Genomic DNA, 13,528 nt, shown 5'->3' on the forward strand with positions numbered 1-13,528 from the left:
GCGTGTAAGACTGCACAGAAGATCGATCGAAACGGGGCACTATGCGTGAACCAGACACTGCACAGGTCGCCAAGACTTTCGACGCAATGGCGGCGCACTACGACCGACAGATCGGGCGCTTCGAACGCTTTGTGCTCGGTGACGCCCGGAAATGGGCCGTGGACCAGGCGCATGGCCGCGTGGTCGAGATCGCCGTGGGTACCGGACTGAACCTGCCTCTCTACGGAGACGACGTCGATTACGTCATCGGCGTGGACATCTCGACTGCGATGCTCGATCAGGCCAGGCTCAAGGTCTCCGAAGGAGTGAAGACCGAAGTCGACCTACGACTCGGAGACGTGCAAGCACTCGATGTTCCCGACGAGTGCGTGGACACGTTGGTCTCGACCTACGCCTTTTGCACGATCCCCGATCCGGACCGAGTTGCGAACGAAGCATTTCGAGTCCTGGTACCCGGTGGTCGATTCGTCCTCGCCGAGCACGGACCGAGCAAGAACGTTGTTGCTCGTACGTTGATGAAGGTCGTCGAACCGCTTTTTGTTCGGTTCGGTGCCGATCATCTCACCCGTGAACCGGTTGAATACCTCGAAAACGCCGGTTTCCTGATCGACGAGGTGCAGCGCAGCGGCCGGGGCGGAATCGTGTTTCGGGTCGTTGCGCGCAAGCCGGATCCCGAATGGACGGCACTCGGTCACTGATGTCGGAATGCCGTCCATCGGGGATCGCTCAGCCCAGGCGCTCCAGGATGGTCGCGTTTGCCAACCCACCTGCCTCGCACATGGTCTGGAGTCCGTAGCGCGCGCCGCGCTGCTCCATCGCGTTGACCAGGGTGGTCATGATCCGCGTTCCGCTGCCGCCCAGTGGGTGGCCGAGCGCGATGGCGCCGCCGTGGACGTTCACCTTGGACAGGTCGACGCCGGTGTCCGCTGCCCACGAGAGGACGACGGGGGCAAAGGCCTCGTTGACCTCGAACAGATCTATGTCCGAGACCGTCAATCCCGCACGGGCCAGGACCTTCTGCGTAGCCGGGATGACCGCGGTGAGCATGTAGAGCGGATCGTCGCCGGCGACTGCGAAGCTGTGCAATCGTGCCTTCGGGGTGAGGCCGAGTTTCGCGGCGATCTCACTGGTCGTGATCATCACCGCCGAACTGCCGTCCGAAAGCGGGCTGCTGTTGCCCGCGGTGATGGACCAGTCGATCTGTGGGAATCGCTGTGCGTAGTAGTCGGATTCGAAGGCGGTCCGTAGGCCGGCCAGGGTCTCGACCGTGGTGCCGGGGCGGATGGCCTCGTCGACCGACAGCTGCGGGAGCGTGGCGAGTTCCTTGGTGAAGTAACCACTCTCGGTTGCCAGCGCGGCTTTCCGATGACTCGACGCCGAGAACTCGTCGAGTTGGGTGCGGCTCAGTCCCCACTTGGCGGCGATCAATTCGGCGCTGATGCCCTGCGGTACCAGACCGTCCGGATAGCGCTCTTCGAAACCCACGCCGAGTGATTCGCGCCCGATGCTGCTCGAGCCCATAGGGACTCGGCTCATCGACTCGACTCCGGCAGCGACAACGATGTCGTACGCACCGGCAATGACGCCCTGAGCGGCAAAATGAACTGCTTGTTGGCTACTTCCACACTGTCGGTCGACGGTGGTTCCCGGTACCGACTCAGGGTAGCCTGCGGCGAGAAGGGCAGTGCGAGTGACATTCTGGCTCTGTTCACCGACTTGGCTTACCGCTCCACCGATGACGTCGTCGATCAATGCTGCATCGATTCCAGTGCGTTCGACTACCGCCTTGAGGCTGTGGGCGAGGAGGTCGACGGCGTTGATGCCGTGCAGGGCGCCGTTCGCCTTTCCCTTGCCGATCGGAGTGCGAACGGCTTCGACGATAACTGCGTCTCTCATGACAAATTCCTTTCAGGGATGGCGGATTCAACAGGGACAACCGGGGTGGGTGTGGTCGCAGGCGTCATTCCCAGTGATGCCAGGGCAGACACAAGCGCGACGGCAAAGATCACCCACCAGGCCTGGCGGAAGGTGTCGTAGTCGACAGCAGAGCCGAGAACCGCGATCAGAACGCTCACGCCGAGAACGGTTCCGATCTGTCGGCTCATGCTGACGATTGCGCTACCGGTGGCCGATCTGGCAGGTGCCAGATCCGCCGTGGCCTGCGACAGAATGGTCGGCAGGGCAAGACCGACACCGATCCCGGCGATGATCCAGCCTGGTAGGAGTCCGGCCGCGTAGTTGGGCGTCGTATCAACCGAGACGAGAACGAGTACGGTTCCGACTGCCCACAGAAGGCTGCCGAGTGCGGCGACGCGTCCCGCCGAGTACCTGCGCGTCAGCGATCCGCCGGCGATGGCGAACAGCGGAACGAGAAGTGGACCCGGTGAGACGGCGAAACCGGTTCGCAGAGCCGAGTATCCCCAGGCTTCCTGGAGCCACAGGATGTTCGAGAGAAGACCCGCGGCGAATGCTGCGCTGAACAGGATGGCGGTGACGTTGGACCAGGCAAACGAGCGGATCTTCAGAAGATCCGGAGCAATCAACGGAGTCCGGTGACGAGAGTTGCTCCACCAGAACGAGAGTAGTGTCACGGCGGCCACGGCGAAGGCGATCAGAACGCGATTGTCGGTCCATCCCCAGTCCGGACCCTGGACGAGTGCCAGGGCGAGAGAGCCGATTCCGACGGTGAGGAGGGCAGCGCCGACGAAGTCGATACCGGCATCGGGGTCCTTGTGTGTTGTATCCGGTACGAGTCGGACTGCGAAGTAGAGCAACACGATGCCCACTGGAACATTGATCAGGAAGACCCAGCGCCACGAGGCCTCTACGAGGATGCCGCCCACGACAGGGCCGAATGCAGCTGCTGCAGCGCCGGCGGCTGCCCAGATGCGAACGCCGGATTGACGTTTCGCGGCGGGAAGCGCATTGATCAGAAGCCCGAGGCTGGCCGGGGTGAGCGCAGCGGCGCCGACTGCCTGGACGATACGGAAGGCCACCAGTGCCCACAAGGACGGGCTGAAGGCACAGGCGGCGCTGGCGAGGGTGAACAGTGCGAGGCCGGCGATGAAGGCGCGCTTGTGCCCGATCCTGTCCGCCCAGCGTCCGAGGGGTATCAACAGTGCGGCGTAGACGATCGCGTAGCTGTTGAGGATCCAACTGAACTCGCCCAGCGAGTGACCTGGGTAGCTCTTGGCGATGTCGCCGAAGGCCACGTTGACCACAAAAAGATCGAGGCTGGCGACAAACGGCGCCCCCGACAGTATCGCGAGCAGGGGTCCGGTCCGCACCGGCTGGCTATGAAGTTCCATAGTCAGCAATCTAGACTCTGGCTATGGTTATGGCAAGCCAGGGGGTATGGTGAATTGCATGGACGCTGTACGACTGACCGGAGTGCTCGAAGATCGCGACGCCTGGCGGGCCACGCACTGTTCGATCGGGCGGGCCATGGAAGTGGTCGGCACTCGATCCGCGATGCTCATTCTGCGAGAGGCCTATTACGGCACAACGCGTTTCGACGACTTCGCGTCGCGAGTCGGCATCACCGAGGCGGTTGCGTCGGCGAGGCTGAAAGAACTCACTGAGGCGGGACTGTTCGAGCGTGTGCCGTACAAGGAGCCTGGAAAGCGGACGCGGCACGAGTATGTGCTCACCGAGAAGGGCCGTGACCTGCTGCCGGCGGTTCTCGCGCTGATGCAGTGGGGCGACAAGTATCTGCACGGCGGAAAAGGTGGACCGTTGGAGGTGGCCGACGACGCTACTGGTGAGCGCGTTCGCGTCGAGGTGCGCAGTGAGTCGGGTCGTGAAGTGCCTTTGGGGGAGTTGCGAGTCTCTGTCAACGAATCGCGTCGGCGGTTGCGCGAATAGCGATGCATCTCAACAGCTCTCGAGTGTAGGTCTTCTTGAAGTTGTCCGGTTTGTCTCTGGTTATCGAAAGTATGTTCGATTAACTTTGAGCATGGACAGTCGGGAAGCATGGCAACTGGATAGCGAGGACCTCAAGGGTGAGGTTCTGGATCTGGTGCGCTCCCGACACGAGTTGCAGTCGCGGATGGTGTTGCTGATCGTGGAGATGTTTTCCCGTGAGGTTCTCGGCGGGGAGGGGTTTCGGGCGATCGCACAGTGGTTGCATGGTTCGACGAATCTGGAGATCGGTGAGTGCAGTCTGCTGGTCGGGTTGGCGCGGTTGTTGATGCTCGAACCTGTTGTCGGCGATGCGTTTCACCGTGGTGACGTGGATGCGTTGAAGGCGTGGCAGGTGGCGTCGTTCTGTCAGCATCCGCCGAAGAACATGACGCCGGCGGACGTGGAGACGGCTCGCGGGATCCTGCTTGGCCTGGCGTCGAAGAACATTGCGGATTGTGATGCGGTGCGAGGGGCGATCCGGCGGATCGAGAACCAGTACGGCAGGCGTGAGGACGGCGTCCCGGTGGGTGAGGATTCGGAGCGCAACGAGTTCTACGCCTCGAAAGGCTTGTACGGGCGGGTGACCGTGAAGGGTGATCTGGATGCTGTGAACGGGGCCCGGTTGATCACGTTGTTGTCGAGCCTGTCTGCGCCGACACCGGAAAAAGACGGCGTGAAGGACACACGCACGCCTGCATTACGGCGTGCGGATGGGTTCTGCGATTTACTGCAGCGGTACGAGCGGGCGGGGTTGGGTCCGATCGAGGGCGGAGTGAAACCGCACATCACGGTGACCGCGTCGGCAAAAGATATGACGGACCTTAAAGTTCTGAAAGACCTGTTGCCGTCCACCGAGGAACTGGGTTTCGCGTGGGCGGATTGGGTGGGCCCCATCAGTATCGATACCGCGCGGATGTTGGCGTGCGACTGCACCGTGACGCGGATTTTGTTGGACGAGAATGGTGTTCCGCTCGACTGCGGCAAGGAAGCGAGAACGGCGACGGTTCCGCAGCGGCGGGCGTTGGCGGTTCGTGATGGTGGGTGCGCGTTTCCGGGGTGCGGGACACCGTCGGGGTGGTGCGATGCCCATCATATTGTTCACTGGAACGATGGTGGCCCAACAGATCTCGACAATCTGATCTTGTTGTGCGGTCATCATCATCGAACGCTGCACCACACCGAATGGCGGGTCGAGATCGGCCCCGACCGAAAAACAGTGTTCTATCCACCGATGTCGATTGATCCGTTCCAGCGGCCCATCGGCGGGAACAGCCCGCCCACCGCGGCGTGAATCGCGACAACTGAAGACGTGAGCACCGGGGCACAACCATGCCCCGGTGCTCGAGCTCGCGTTTGGGAGTCCCCGAGTTTGGGAGTTTTGTGGCAGGGCGTCAGCTCAGTGACTTCTTGAACCCGACATGGGAGGCCACAAATCCGAGTCGCTCGTAGAAGTCGTGAGCTTCCTTGCGAGTTTGATCCGAGGTGAGCTGCGCCAGAAACGCGCCGCGCCGGGCACCTTCTTCGCAGGCCCATCGGATCATCGAACTGCCGATGCCTTTACTTCGGTAGTCCTCGTGGACGCGAACAGCTTCGATCTGCAGTCGCGTGGCACCCATCCGGCTCATACCCGGAATGAAGGTCAATTGCATTGTGCCGATTACCGCGTCGCCGACCAGAACGGTGACGAGAAGTTGAGCCGGATCCTCGTCGATTCGCTTGAACGCGTCCTCGTAGATCGTTCGGGCTTCGGGGTTGGTCGTCTCCCGGGTGCTGCCGATCGGGTCGTCGGCGAGCAAGTCGATCAGTGCCTCCACGTGTCGAATCTCGGCCCGCGTGAGGGTGTACTCCACTCCGCCGGACTGAAATGACGTCGCAATCATCGATGCTCCCCTGAAGAAGAATGAATGTCTGAAATGTCAGACTCTCACGAGTCTCCTCCAGCGCACTCGATCACGTCCAAAAACGCATGAGGGCGTTACCGAGCATGGCGTAGTAGTCGGACACACCGCTCAATTCGAAGATCCAGTAGATCGCGTCGAAGAAGACGACATTGATCTGTGGGACGAACAGGAGCGCAACCAGCAGGAGCAGTCCGTACGGCTTGAACTGGTCGAGTTGGTGCCGTGTATTGGGTGCGAGGTAGGGCTCCAGCGCGTTGTAACCGTCCAGACCCGGGACTGGGAGCAGGTTCAAAACTGTTGCCATGACCTGCAAGAAAGCCAGGAAACTGAGGCCGGCCCAGAACGTCAGATGCTCGGCCGATGAGCCGTACGTACGTATGACGACGAGGAGGATCACGGCGGCGACGGCATTCGTGAACGGACCGGCGAGCGATATTCGGGCCTGCACCTTGGGCGGGAACATCCCGGTGCGCAGGTACACGGCGCCGCCGGGAAGCCCGATGCCGCCCAATGCGATGAACAGCACCGGCAGACCGATCGAGAGCATCGGATGGCTGTACTTGAGCGGGTTGAGCGTCAGGTAGCCACGAGCCTCGACGTCGGTGTCTCCATGACGCCACGCCAGATAGGCATGCGCGAATTCGTGCAAGCAGAGCGTGACCACCCAGCCGGCAACCACGAGGACAAAAACACCCGCGCGGCCCGCGATGGAACCCCACGTCGAGTTCCAAGCGACGATTCCGGCGATGACAGTGATCGCAACTACGCCGAGGAAGACAGGGCTCGGCCGAACCGCCGACCGTGCTGCTCCGGTTCTCACCTGACCAACAACCAAGTCTTGTCGTGCCGGTAGAAGGTCGAACGCTTCAGATCGCGTGGGTTGGCCACCCCGTCGCGAACCAGTCGCGCTGCCGGCGAGCCCAGTTGAATGGCTCGGCCTTCCAGCCAGCGTCGCCCGCTCCAGCGGCTCTTGCGGTCGACTGATGCCTTGATCCCGGGGAGCTTGGGGCTCGGCACTATCCGGATGCCGGGGACTGTGCCGGAGAACAGCTTGTTGTCGTCGACGTAGGCCTCGCCGATCAGTTCGTCTGCATCCGCCGGACCCGTGACAGTTGCTGCGCCTACCAGCGCGATTCCAGCGTCGTCGCGAATGAGCGGCACGGTGTGAACTGTGCCTTTCAAGGCCGTGCGCGCAGCTCGTGCACCGGTCGCGAGTTTGTACGCATCGGTTGCGTCGGACCTGTTCTCGGTGACGTAGGCGAGTTCGACGTTGAGTCGCTCCAATCGCATCAACCGCGTCAATGCCGCGGCAAACGCGCCGTCGTTGCCCACGACGATCAAGCGCGGCTCCGTCACGACCTGCAGTTGGGACAGTGCCTCGTCGAAGTCTTGTTTCTCCGGAAGCTCGGGGACAGTGAACGACGTGAGTTCACCCAGGGGGAGTGGAACCGGCGAATCGCCACATTTGAGCACCACAGGGGTCAAAGCCACTCCTAGCTCGATCAAGACTTCTTCTCGGGTAGTGGGACCTCGCCACCCTTCCCCGAAATGGCCGTCCGAATCACTGCCGACGATCTTAGTGCGAGTCTCTGTGTCGACTCGCAATCGTGATGGTCACCGGCCAAATTCTGGACCGTCAGGTCTGGTCTGGTGCTCTGGGCTAGACTGCTCCTTCGGTCACTGCAACAGTTCGGCGCTGCATCATGTGCGCGGAAGCCAGGCAGTACCAATGCGGCGGGACAACTGCTGCACGTCGACCGTAGGAGACAACGTCATGCCGGCAATCGTCCTGATCGGCGCCCAGTGGGGCGACGAAGGTAAGGGCAAAGCTACAGATCTACTGGGCGAGCAGCTTCAGTGGGTCGTGCGATACCAGGGCGGTAACAACGCCGGACACACCGTGGTTCTGCCGAACGGTGACAAGTTCGCACTGCACCTCATCCCGTCCGGAATCCTCACCCCCGCCGTCAACAACGTCATCGGTAACGGTGTCGTCGTCGACCCGGGTGTGTTGTTGACCGAATTGGCAGGCCTGGAAGAGCGCGGCGTGGACACGTCCCGCCTGCTGCTTTCTGCTGATGCGCACCTGATCATGCCGTACCACGTGGCCATCGACAAGGTCACCGAACGCTTCCTGGGAGCGAAGAAGATCGGCACGACCGGCCGCGGTATCGGCCCGTGCTACCAGGACAAGATCGCCCGTGTCGGTGTCCGTGCCGCGGACGTCCTTGACGAGAAGATCCTGACCCAGAAGGTCGAAGCAGCACTCGAATTCAAGAACCAGGTGCTGGTCAAGATCTACAACCGCAAGGCACTCGACCCGCAGCAGGTCGTCGAAGAGGTACTGACGCAGGCCGAGGGTTTCAAGCACCGCATCTCGGACACGCGCCTGGAACTCAACCTCGCCCTCGAGCGCGGCGAGACCGTTCTGCTCGAAGGTTCGCAGGGCACTCTGCTGGACGTCGACCACGGCACGTACCCGTACGTGACCTCGTCCAACCCCACTTCGGGTGGTGCGGCGGTCGGTTCGGGAATCGGTCCCACCAAGATCACCACAGTGCTCGGCATCCTGAAGGCGTACACGACGCGTGTCGGTTCCGGTCCGTTCCCGACGGAGCTGTTCGACGATCACGGCGCATACCTGGCGAAGCAGGGCGGCGAGGTCGGTGTCACCACCGGACGCGCTCGTCGTACGGGATGGTTCGACGCTGTCATCGCGCGTTACGCGACGCGCGTCAACGGCATCACCGACTACTTCCTCACCAAGCTGGACGTGCTGAGCAGCCTCGACACCGTGCCGATCTGTGTCGCGTACGAGGTGGACGGTGTCCGCCACGACGAAATGCCGATGTCACAGAGCGACATTCACCACGCCAAGCCCATCTACGAAGAGATGCCCGGCTGGTGGGAAGACATCTCGGAGGCTCGCACCTTCGAGGAACTGCCGCAGAATGCGCAGAACTACGTGCTTAGGCTCGAAGAGCTTTCGGGTGCGTTCATCTCCTGCATCGGTGTCGGCCCCGGCCGCGACGAAACGATCGTCCGGCGCGAGATCGTCCGCTAGTTTGTTCCCTCGAAATCCCCGCTCATGCAAGCATGAGCGGGGATTTCGTGTTTCAAGCCAGCTTCGACAAGTGTGCGGTGACGGTCTTCCAGTCGGGAAACTTGGTGCTGCCGAACTTGATCCACTCGCCCTCGAATCGATCTGCTCCGTTTGCTCCGCGGTCGTCGACGAGGTAGTCGCCACGATTGAGGTGTTTGTGGTGCGAGAGGATCAGACGTTTGTATGCGACGCTGCCTTCCTCCATTCCGAGGTGCTCTTGGACCCACAGAACCTTGTCGTGCCAGGCTGTGGCGTTCTTCCACGGCGCTGTCGAGAGGATGTAGGTGTCGAACTGCTGTGCCAGTTGGTGGTAGGCGTCGATAGCGCCGTCGAGAGGATCCATGCGAGAGAAGATGTGCGGCGCTTCGTCGAGGTCGTTCTGGTACTTCTCTCGGACGCTGTGGGTCAGGCGATCGATGCCCGACTGGAAGTTGACCAAGGTGTTGTCGAGATCGATATAGAGAATCTTTTTGGAAGCCGGCATGGGAACCCTCTCTGGAGACTTTCTGAGTGCGAAAAGAGTCCAGTTTTACCCAACTGGACTGAGATCAGTGAATTCTTCCCCCTGATCACAATCGCACGGGGGTCTGACAGCGTCGTTCTCGCGGTCTGAAGTCTTGTCGTGGAAGATGCCGCCGAGGGGTGCTGCCAGGCGAAACTGCTCCAAACGAATGTATGTACCTTCACCTTCGGCGGGCGCGAAGAAGTAGACGAGTGCCACGAAGAGTCCGATGCCGATCAGGGTTGCGAAGGTAGTCATGGACATATGATCAACTCGACTGGTATTGAGTTACATAGCCAAGTTGTCGATACTGGACTGCATGATGACTCGAGTTCTCGGTGCCCGTTCGCTTGCTCGCGATCTGGGATCCTGGCAGGAAGAGTCCGGACGCAGGCCCGCGTACCGTGCGCTTGCCGACGGTATCCGCCTGCTCGTGCACGACGGTCGCGTTCCGCTGGGAGTCGCACTGCCGAGTGAGCGTGAACTTGCGGCGGTACTCGAACTCAGTCGAACCACGATCACGTCGTCGTACTCGGTGCTGCGAGACGAGGGGTACCTGATCAGCAGGCAGGGGTCGCGAAGCACCGTGGCATTGCCTGCCGGCGCGCGGCCGAACGGGTTGATGTTCCGCTCCCATCAACCCGGGCCGAGTGGACCCGTCGTCGACCTCAGTTACGCGGCGATGGCAGCTCCCGCCGCTCAGGTCGAACTGGCGTATGCGTCTGCGCTGCAGGAACTTCCGAACTTCCTTCCCACTCACGGGATGGAACCGGTCGGGATCGCCGACTTGCGTGACGTGATCGCGCAGCGCTACACGGCGCGGGGTCTTCCCACCACCGCCGAACAGATCATGGTGACCTCGGGTGCGCAGCACGCGCTTCGATTGTTGCTGTCGGTGCTCACCTCACCCGGCGAGCGAGTGCTGGTCGATCATCCGACGTACCCCAATGCGCTGGAAGCGATTCGGCGAAACGGCGCTCGGCCCGTACCGGTTCCGGTCCGACCGGAGTTCGCGGCAGCCGGAGCCTGGGATCTCGACGGGATTCGTAGTGCAGCAAGGCAAACCGCTGCCAGAATGGCATACCTGATCCCCGACTTTCACAACCCGACCGGCCTCTGCATGGACTCTTCCGGCCGCGCCGAGCTTGCGAAGATTGCGCACGAAACGCGAATGACTCTGGTCGTCGACGAGACGATGGTGGATCTGTGGCTCGACGCACCACCGCCGGCGCCGGTCGCCTCACATGGGCGAGGCGCAGCGAAAACCGAAGTGGTGACGCTCGGTTCGACCGCGAAGTCGCTGTGGGGCGGGCTACGTGTCGGTTGGATTCGCGCCGATGGCGCGCTCATCACCCAGTTGGTGGGGGCGCGTGCCGCGGTCGACCTCGGTACTCCCGTCATGGATCAGTTGGCAGCCGCCTACTTGCTCGCCGACGACCGCTCGTTGCTCGAACAGCGTCGCGAAGTTCTGCGAGAACAGCGTGCGGTACTCCTCGGTGCGGTGGCCGAGCATCTGCCGGACTGGCGTCCCACCATCGGTTCCGGCGGAATGTCGGTCTGGATGCGAATGTCCGCGCCCGTCTCGACGGCGTTGGCGGCGGTGGCACCCAACTTCGGCGTACTCCTTGCTGCCGGCCCCCGTTTCGGCGTCGAAGGTGCGTTCGAACGATTCATCCGCGTGCCGTACGCACGTTCTCCCGAGGACCTCATTCGCGGCGTTGCGTCCATCGCCGCTGCGTACGACACTCTCGCGACGGATCGCGACACGGCAGACCAACGAATGGTCGTCGTCTGAGAACTGGGTACACACCCTGAAAGTGGTGTGAAACCAGGAGGTAGGGCATGACGGCGGTAGACGGTACAGGCGCAGCGGGAACCAGTGCGGCGGAAGCGCTCGCAGAACGATTGTTCGCGGCCACGCTCGGGGCATCGGAGCTGCAGGCCGTGTATCTGGGCGACCGGTTGGGCTGGTACCGCGCGCTGAGCGATCACGGCCCGCTCACGTCGACGGAGCTGGCGGACCGGACAGGGACCGTCGAAAGATATGCGCGGGAGTGGCTCGAGCAGCAGGCCGTCGCCGGTTATGTGGACGTCAATTCGGATGCCGATCGCCGGTACAGCCTGCCGCAGGCCCACGCCGATGTTCTGGTCGACGACGAGAACCTTCTTTTCCTGGCGCCGCTGGCCAGGCTGTTCGTCGCGACGACGTCGTCGATGCCACGTCTACTCGACGCTTATCGTCACGGTGGGGGAGTCACGTGGGAATCGATGGGCCCCGATGCTCGCGAGGGTCAGGCGCTACTGAATCGGTCGATGTATCTCCATCAGCTCTGTCAGCAGTTTCTGCCGGTAGTCACCGACCTGCACGCCACACTTTCGGACGGCGGGCAGGTCGCTGATCTCGGGATGGGGGAGGGCTGGTCGTCGATCGCGCTCGCCCTCGGATACCCGAAGATCGAAGTGCACGGCTTCGACGTCGACGCGGCGTCGGTGAACGCTGCCCGTCGTAACGCTCATGATCGGGGGGTGGACGACCGCGTGCATTTCTCGTTGGTCGACGTCGCCGGACAGGCTCCTGAGGCCGGGCGAGCCGATGCCGGGACCTACGACGCCGTCTTCGCTTTCGAGTGCCTTCACGACGTTCCGGATCCGGTGGGTTTTCTGTCCACGGCTCGGGCGATTGCCCAGCCGGGCGCTCCGGTGATCGTGATGGACGAACGAACGGCGGATGAGTTCGATCCCGAGGCGGGTCCGATCGAGCAATTGCTGTACGGATTTTCGCTGACCTGCTGCTTACCGGACAGTCTTTCGCATCCGGGAAGCATTGCCACCGGGACGGTGATGAGGCACTCGACACTCGAAAGCTATGCCAAGGCGGCAGGTTTCGAGCGGGTGGACGTGCTGCCGATCGAGCACGAGATGTTCAGGTTCTACAGGTTGGGCTGACGCCCCGTGCGCCTTTTTGGTTGCAGTAACTACCAAAAAGGCGCACGGGGCCGAAGGCCCTAGGTCCAGACCGTATCGATATCCGTCGCCTCACGCGCTGGCGCAGCAGGCGTCGTGGTGGGCGTGCGCGAGAAGCGCGGTGCGGGAGCATGCTGGGTGACGCCGTCCAGTTCGATGAGCGAACCGCGAGCCGCGATGTGTTCGTTGGACGGAGCCTCGGCGAAAGTCAGGACAGGGGAGACGCAGGCGTCGGTGCCGAGGAAGATCTTGGCCCACTCGTCGCGAGTCTTGGACAGGAACTTTTCGGTGAAGAGCTTCTTCATGTCGTCCCACTTGGACGTGTCCATCTGGTGAGGGAGCGTCGCGGGATCGAGTTCGAGGCCCTCGAGCAGCAATGCGTAGAACTGGGGTTCGATGGATCCGACGGCCATGTACTTGCCGTCGGAGGTCTCGTAGGTGTCGTAGAACGGAGCGCCGGTGTCGAGGAGATTGACGCCGCGCTCGTCGGACCAGACGCCGCGACCGCGGAATGCCCACATCATGTGGGAGAGCGCGAGGGTTCCGTCGACCATTGCCGCGTCGACGACCTGGCCCTTACCGGACGTCGAGCGCTCGACGAGAGCCGACAGAATGCCGAAGATCAGGAACATGGAACCGCCGCCGAAATCGCCGACCATGTTGAGCGGCGGGACGGGACGTTCACCCTTGCGTCCGATGGCGTTGAGGACACCGGTCAGTGAGATGTAATTGATGTCGTGACCGGCGGCGTTGGCGAGCGGTCCTTCCTGTCCCCAGCCCGTCATACGGGCGTAGACGAGGCGCGGATTGCGCTCCGAGACCACGTCGGGTCCGAGTCCCATGCGTTCCATGACGCCGGGGCGGAAACCCTCGATGAGGACGTCGGCGCGGCCCAGGAGATCGAGCACTTTCGCGACGTCGGCCGGGTCCTTCAGGTTGGCCTCGACGATGCGGCGGCCGCGCTTGATCTGGTCGGTTGCGTTCGAGTCCTGCGGAATCTGCCCTGCGCGCTGCACGATGACGATGTCGGCGCCCATGTCCGCCAACAGTGTCGCGGCGTGCGGGCCCGGTCCCAATCCAGCGAATTCCACGATCCGAATGCCCGCGAGCGGGCCCTTCTTCTCCACAGCTTCTGCAGACACACGCACTCCCAAT

The 13,528-nt window shown here is 62.4% G+C and carries 14 protein-coding genes; 6 read left to right on the plus strand and 8 right to left on the minus strand.

What is annotated here, in order from left to right; all coding sequences use genetic code 11:
* The first annotated feature begins 41 nt into the window (after positions 1 to 41).
* Positions 42 to 698, plus strand: coding sequence for a class I SAM-dependent methyltransferase (locus YH3_RS08900; RefSeq protein ID WP_042452162.1), 657 nt, complete (start codon positions 42 to 44; stop codon positions 696 to 698).
* 28 nt (positions 699 to 726) lie between these two features.
* Here YH3_RS08900 and YH3_RS08905 read toward each other — a convergent pair whose 3' ends face one another.
* Both YH3_RS08905 and YH3_RS08910 read right to left on the minus strand, forming a co-directional pair.
* On the minus strand, positions 727 to 1,896 hold the full coding sequence (locus tag YH3_RS08905; RefSeq protein ID WP_042452159.1) for a thiolase family protein: 1,170 nt from the start codon (positions 1,894 to 1,896) through the stop codon (positions 727 to 729).
* Complete coding sequence (locus YH3_RS08910) at positions 1,893 to 3,308, minus strand: MFS transporter (protein ID WP_064443273.1); 1,416 nt, start codon at positions 3,306 to 3,308, stop codon at positions 1,893 to 1,895. The genes YH3_RS08905 and YH3_RS08910 overlap by 4 nt, the downstream gene beginning before the upstream one ends.
* 58 nt (positions 3,309 to 3,366) lie before the next feature.
* Between YH3_RS08910 and YH3_RS08915 the strand changes: the two genes are divergently transcribed.
* Both YH3_RS08915 and YH3_RS08920 read left to right on the plus strand, forming a co-directional pair.
* A complete protein-coding gene (locus YH3_RS08915; protein WP_003944415.1) occupies positions 3,367 to 3,864 on the plus strand; it encodes a helix-turn-helix domain-containing protein in 498 nt (165 codons plus the stop codon).
* 91 nt (positions 3,865 to 3,955) lie between these two features.
* The gene (locus YH3_RS08920; protein WP_064443274.1) at positions 3,956 to 5,194 is read left to right on the plus strand and encodes an HNH endonuclease signature motif containing protein; all 1,239 of its coding nucleotides are present in this window, start codon (positions 3,956 to 3,958) and stop codon (positions 5,192 to 5,194) included.
* Between the two features lie 100 nt (positions 5,195 to 5,294).
* Here the strand turns inward: YH3_RS08920 and YH3_RS08925 are convergent, their stop codons facing one another.
* The 3 genes from YH3_RS08925 to YH3_RS08935 form a co-directional block, all read right to left on the minus strand.
* A complete protein-coding gene (locus YH3_RS08925; protein WP_007726792.1) occupies positions 5,295 to 5,783 on the minus strand; it encodes a GNAT family N-acetyltransferase in 489 nt (162 codons plus the stop codon).
* Between the two features lie 70 nt (positions 5,784 to 5,853).
* Entirely contained in the window at positions 5,854 to 6,624 is a 771-nt protein-coding gene (locus tag YH3_RS08930; protein ID WP_003944319.1) for a site-2 protease family protein, read from the minus strand.
* Entirely contained in the window at positions 6,621 to 7,295 is a 675-nt protein-coding gene (locus YH3_RS08935; protein ID WP_080961056.1) for a hypothetical protein, read from the minus strand. The genes YH3_RS08930 and YH3_RS08935 overlap by 4 nt, the downstream gene beginning before the upstream one ends.
* A 283-nt stretch (positions 7,296 to 7,578) precedes the next feature.
* On the opposite strand from YH3_RS08935, the gene YH3_RS08940 reads away from it, so the two are divergent.
* Positions 7,579 to 8,868, plus strand: coding sequence for an adenylosuccinate synthase (locus tag YH3_RS08940; RefSeq protein ID WP_003944351.1), 1,290 nt, complete (start codon positions 7,579 to 7,581; stop codon positions 8,866 to 8,868).
* Between the two features lie 52 nt (positions 8,869 to 8,920).
* Here YH3_RS08940 and YH3_RS08945 read toward each other — a convergent pair whose 3' ends face one another.
* Positions 8,921 to 9,391 carry a 5'-3'-deoxyribonucleotidase gene (locus tag YH3_RS08945; protein ID WP_042924209.1) on the minus strand — a complete coding sequence of 157 codons (471 nt, stop codon included), beginning with the start codon at positions 9,389 to 9,391 and terminating at the stop codon, positions 8,921 to 8,923.
* A gap of 45 nt (positions 9,392 to 9,436) precedes the next feature.
* On the minus strand, positions 9,437 to 9,667 hold the full coding sequence (locus YH3_RS08950; RefSeq protein ID WP_042924212.1) for a hypothetical protein: 231 nt from the start codon (positions 9,665 to 9,667) through the stop codon (positions 9,437 to 9,439).
* Between the two features lie 61 nt (positions 9,668 to 9,728).
* Here YH3_RS08950 and YH3_RS08955 point away from each other — a divergent pair, with 61 nt between their 5' ends.
* Positions 9,729 to 11,204 (plus strand): PLP-dependent aminotransferase family protein, encoded by a 1,476-nt coding sequence (locus YH3_RS08955; protein ID WP_054827550.1) that lies wholly within the window; start codon positions 9,729 to 9,731, stop codon positions 11,202 to 11,204.
* Between the two features lie 47 nt (positions 11,205 to 11,251).
* The gene (locus tag YH3_RS08960) at positions 11,252 to 12,355 is read left to right on the plus strand and encodes a bifunctional 2-polyprenyl-6-hydroxyphenol methylase/3-demethylubiquinol 3-O-methyltransferase UbiG (protein WP_064443275.1); all 1,104 of its coding nucleotides are present in this window, start codon (positions 11,252 to 11,254) and stop codon (positions 12,353 to 12,355) included.
* 59 nt (positions 12,356 to 12,414) lie between these two features.
* Here YH3_RS08960 and YH3_RS08965 read toward each other — a convergent pair whose 3' ends face one another.
* A complete protein-coding gene (locus YH3_RS08965) occupies positions 12,415 to 13,515 on the minus strand; it encodes a CaiB/BaiF CoA-transferase family protein (protein ID WP_042924245.1) in 1,101 nt (366 codons plus the stop codon).
* Positions 13,516 to 13,528 lie beyond the last annotated feature (13 nt).

Source organism: Rhodococcus sp. YH3-3 (genome assembly GCF_001653035.1).
Lineage (GTDB): Bacteria > Actinomycetota > Actinomycetes > Mycobacteriales > Mycobacteriaceae > Rhodococcus_F > Rhodococcus_F qingshengii.

What these genes read in the sequence shown, in the direction of transcription:
- YH3_RS08910 (WP_064443273.1), bottom strand. Translation starts at nt 3,308, where the DNA reads ATGGAACTTCATAGCCAGCCGGTGCGGACCGGACCCCTGCTCGCGATA.
- YH3_RS08960 (WP_064443275.1), top strand. Translation starts at nt 11,252, where the DNA reads ATGACGGCGGTAGACGGTACAGGCGCAGCGGGAACCAGTGCGGCGGAA.
- YH3_RS08945 (WP_042924209.1), bottom strand. Translation starts at nt 9,391, where the DNA reads ATGCCGGCTTCCAAAAAGATTCTCTATATCGATCTCGACAACACCTTG.
- YH3_RS08925 (WP_007726792.1), bottom strand. Translation starts at nt 5,783, where the DNA reads ATGATTGCGACGTCATTTCAGTCCGGCGGAGTGGAGTACACCCTCACG.
- YH3_RS08900 (WP_042452162.1), top strand. Translation starts at nt 42, where the DNA reads ATGCGTGAACCAGACACTGCACAGGTCGCCAAGACTTTCGACGCAATG.
- YH3_RS08940 (WP_003944351.1), top strand. Translation starts at nt 7,579, where the DNA reads ATGCCGGCAATCGTCCTGATCGGCGCCCAGTGGGGCGACGAAGGTAAG.
- YH3_RS08950 (WP_042924212.1), bottom strand. Translation starts at nt 9,667, where the DNA reads ATGACTACCTTCGCAACCCTGATCGGCATCGGACTCTTCGTGGCACTC.
- YH3_RS08920 (WP_064443274.1), top strand. Translation starts at nt 3,956, where the DNA reads ATGGACAGTCGGGAAGCATGGCAACTGGATAGCGAGGACCTCAAGGGT.
- YH3_RS08955 (WP_054827550.1), top strand. Translation starts at nt 9,729, where the DNA reads ATGATGACTCGAGTTCTCGGTGCCCGTTCGCTTGCTCGCGATCTGGGA.
- YH3_RS08905 (WP_042452159.1), bottom strand. Translation starts at nt 1,896, where the DNA reads ATGAGAGACGCAGTTATCGTCGAAGCCGTTCGCACTCCGATCGGCAAG.
- YH3_RS08915 (WP_003944415.1), top strand. Translation starts at nt 3,367, where the DNA reads ATGGACGCTGTACGACTGACCGGAGTGCTCGAAGATCGCGACGCCTGG.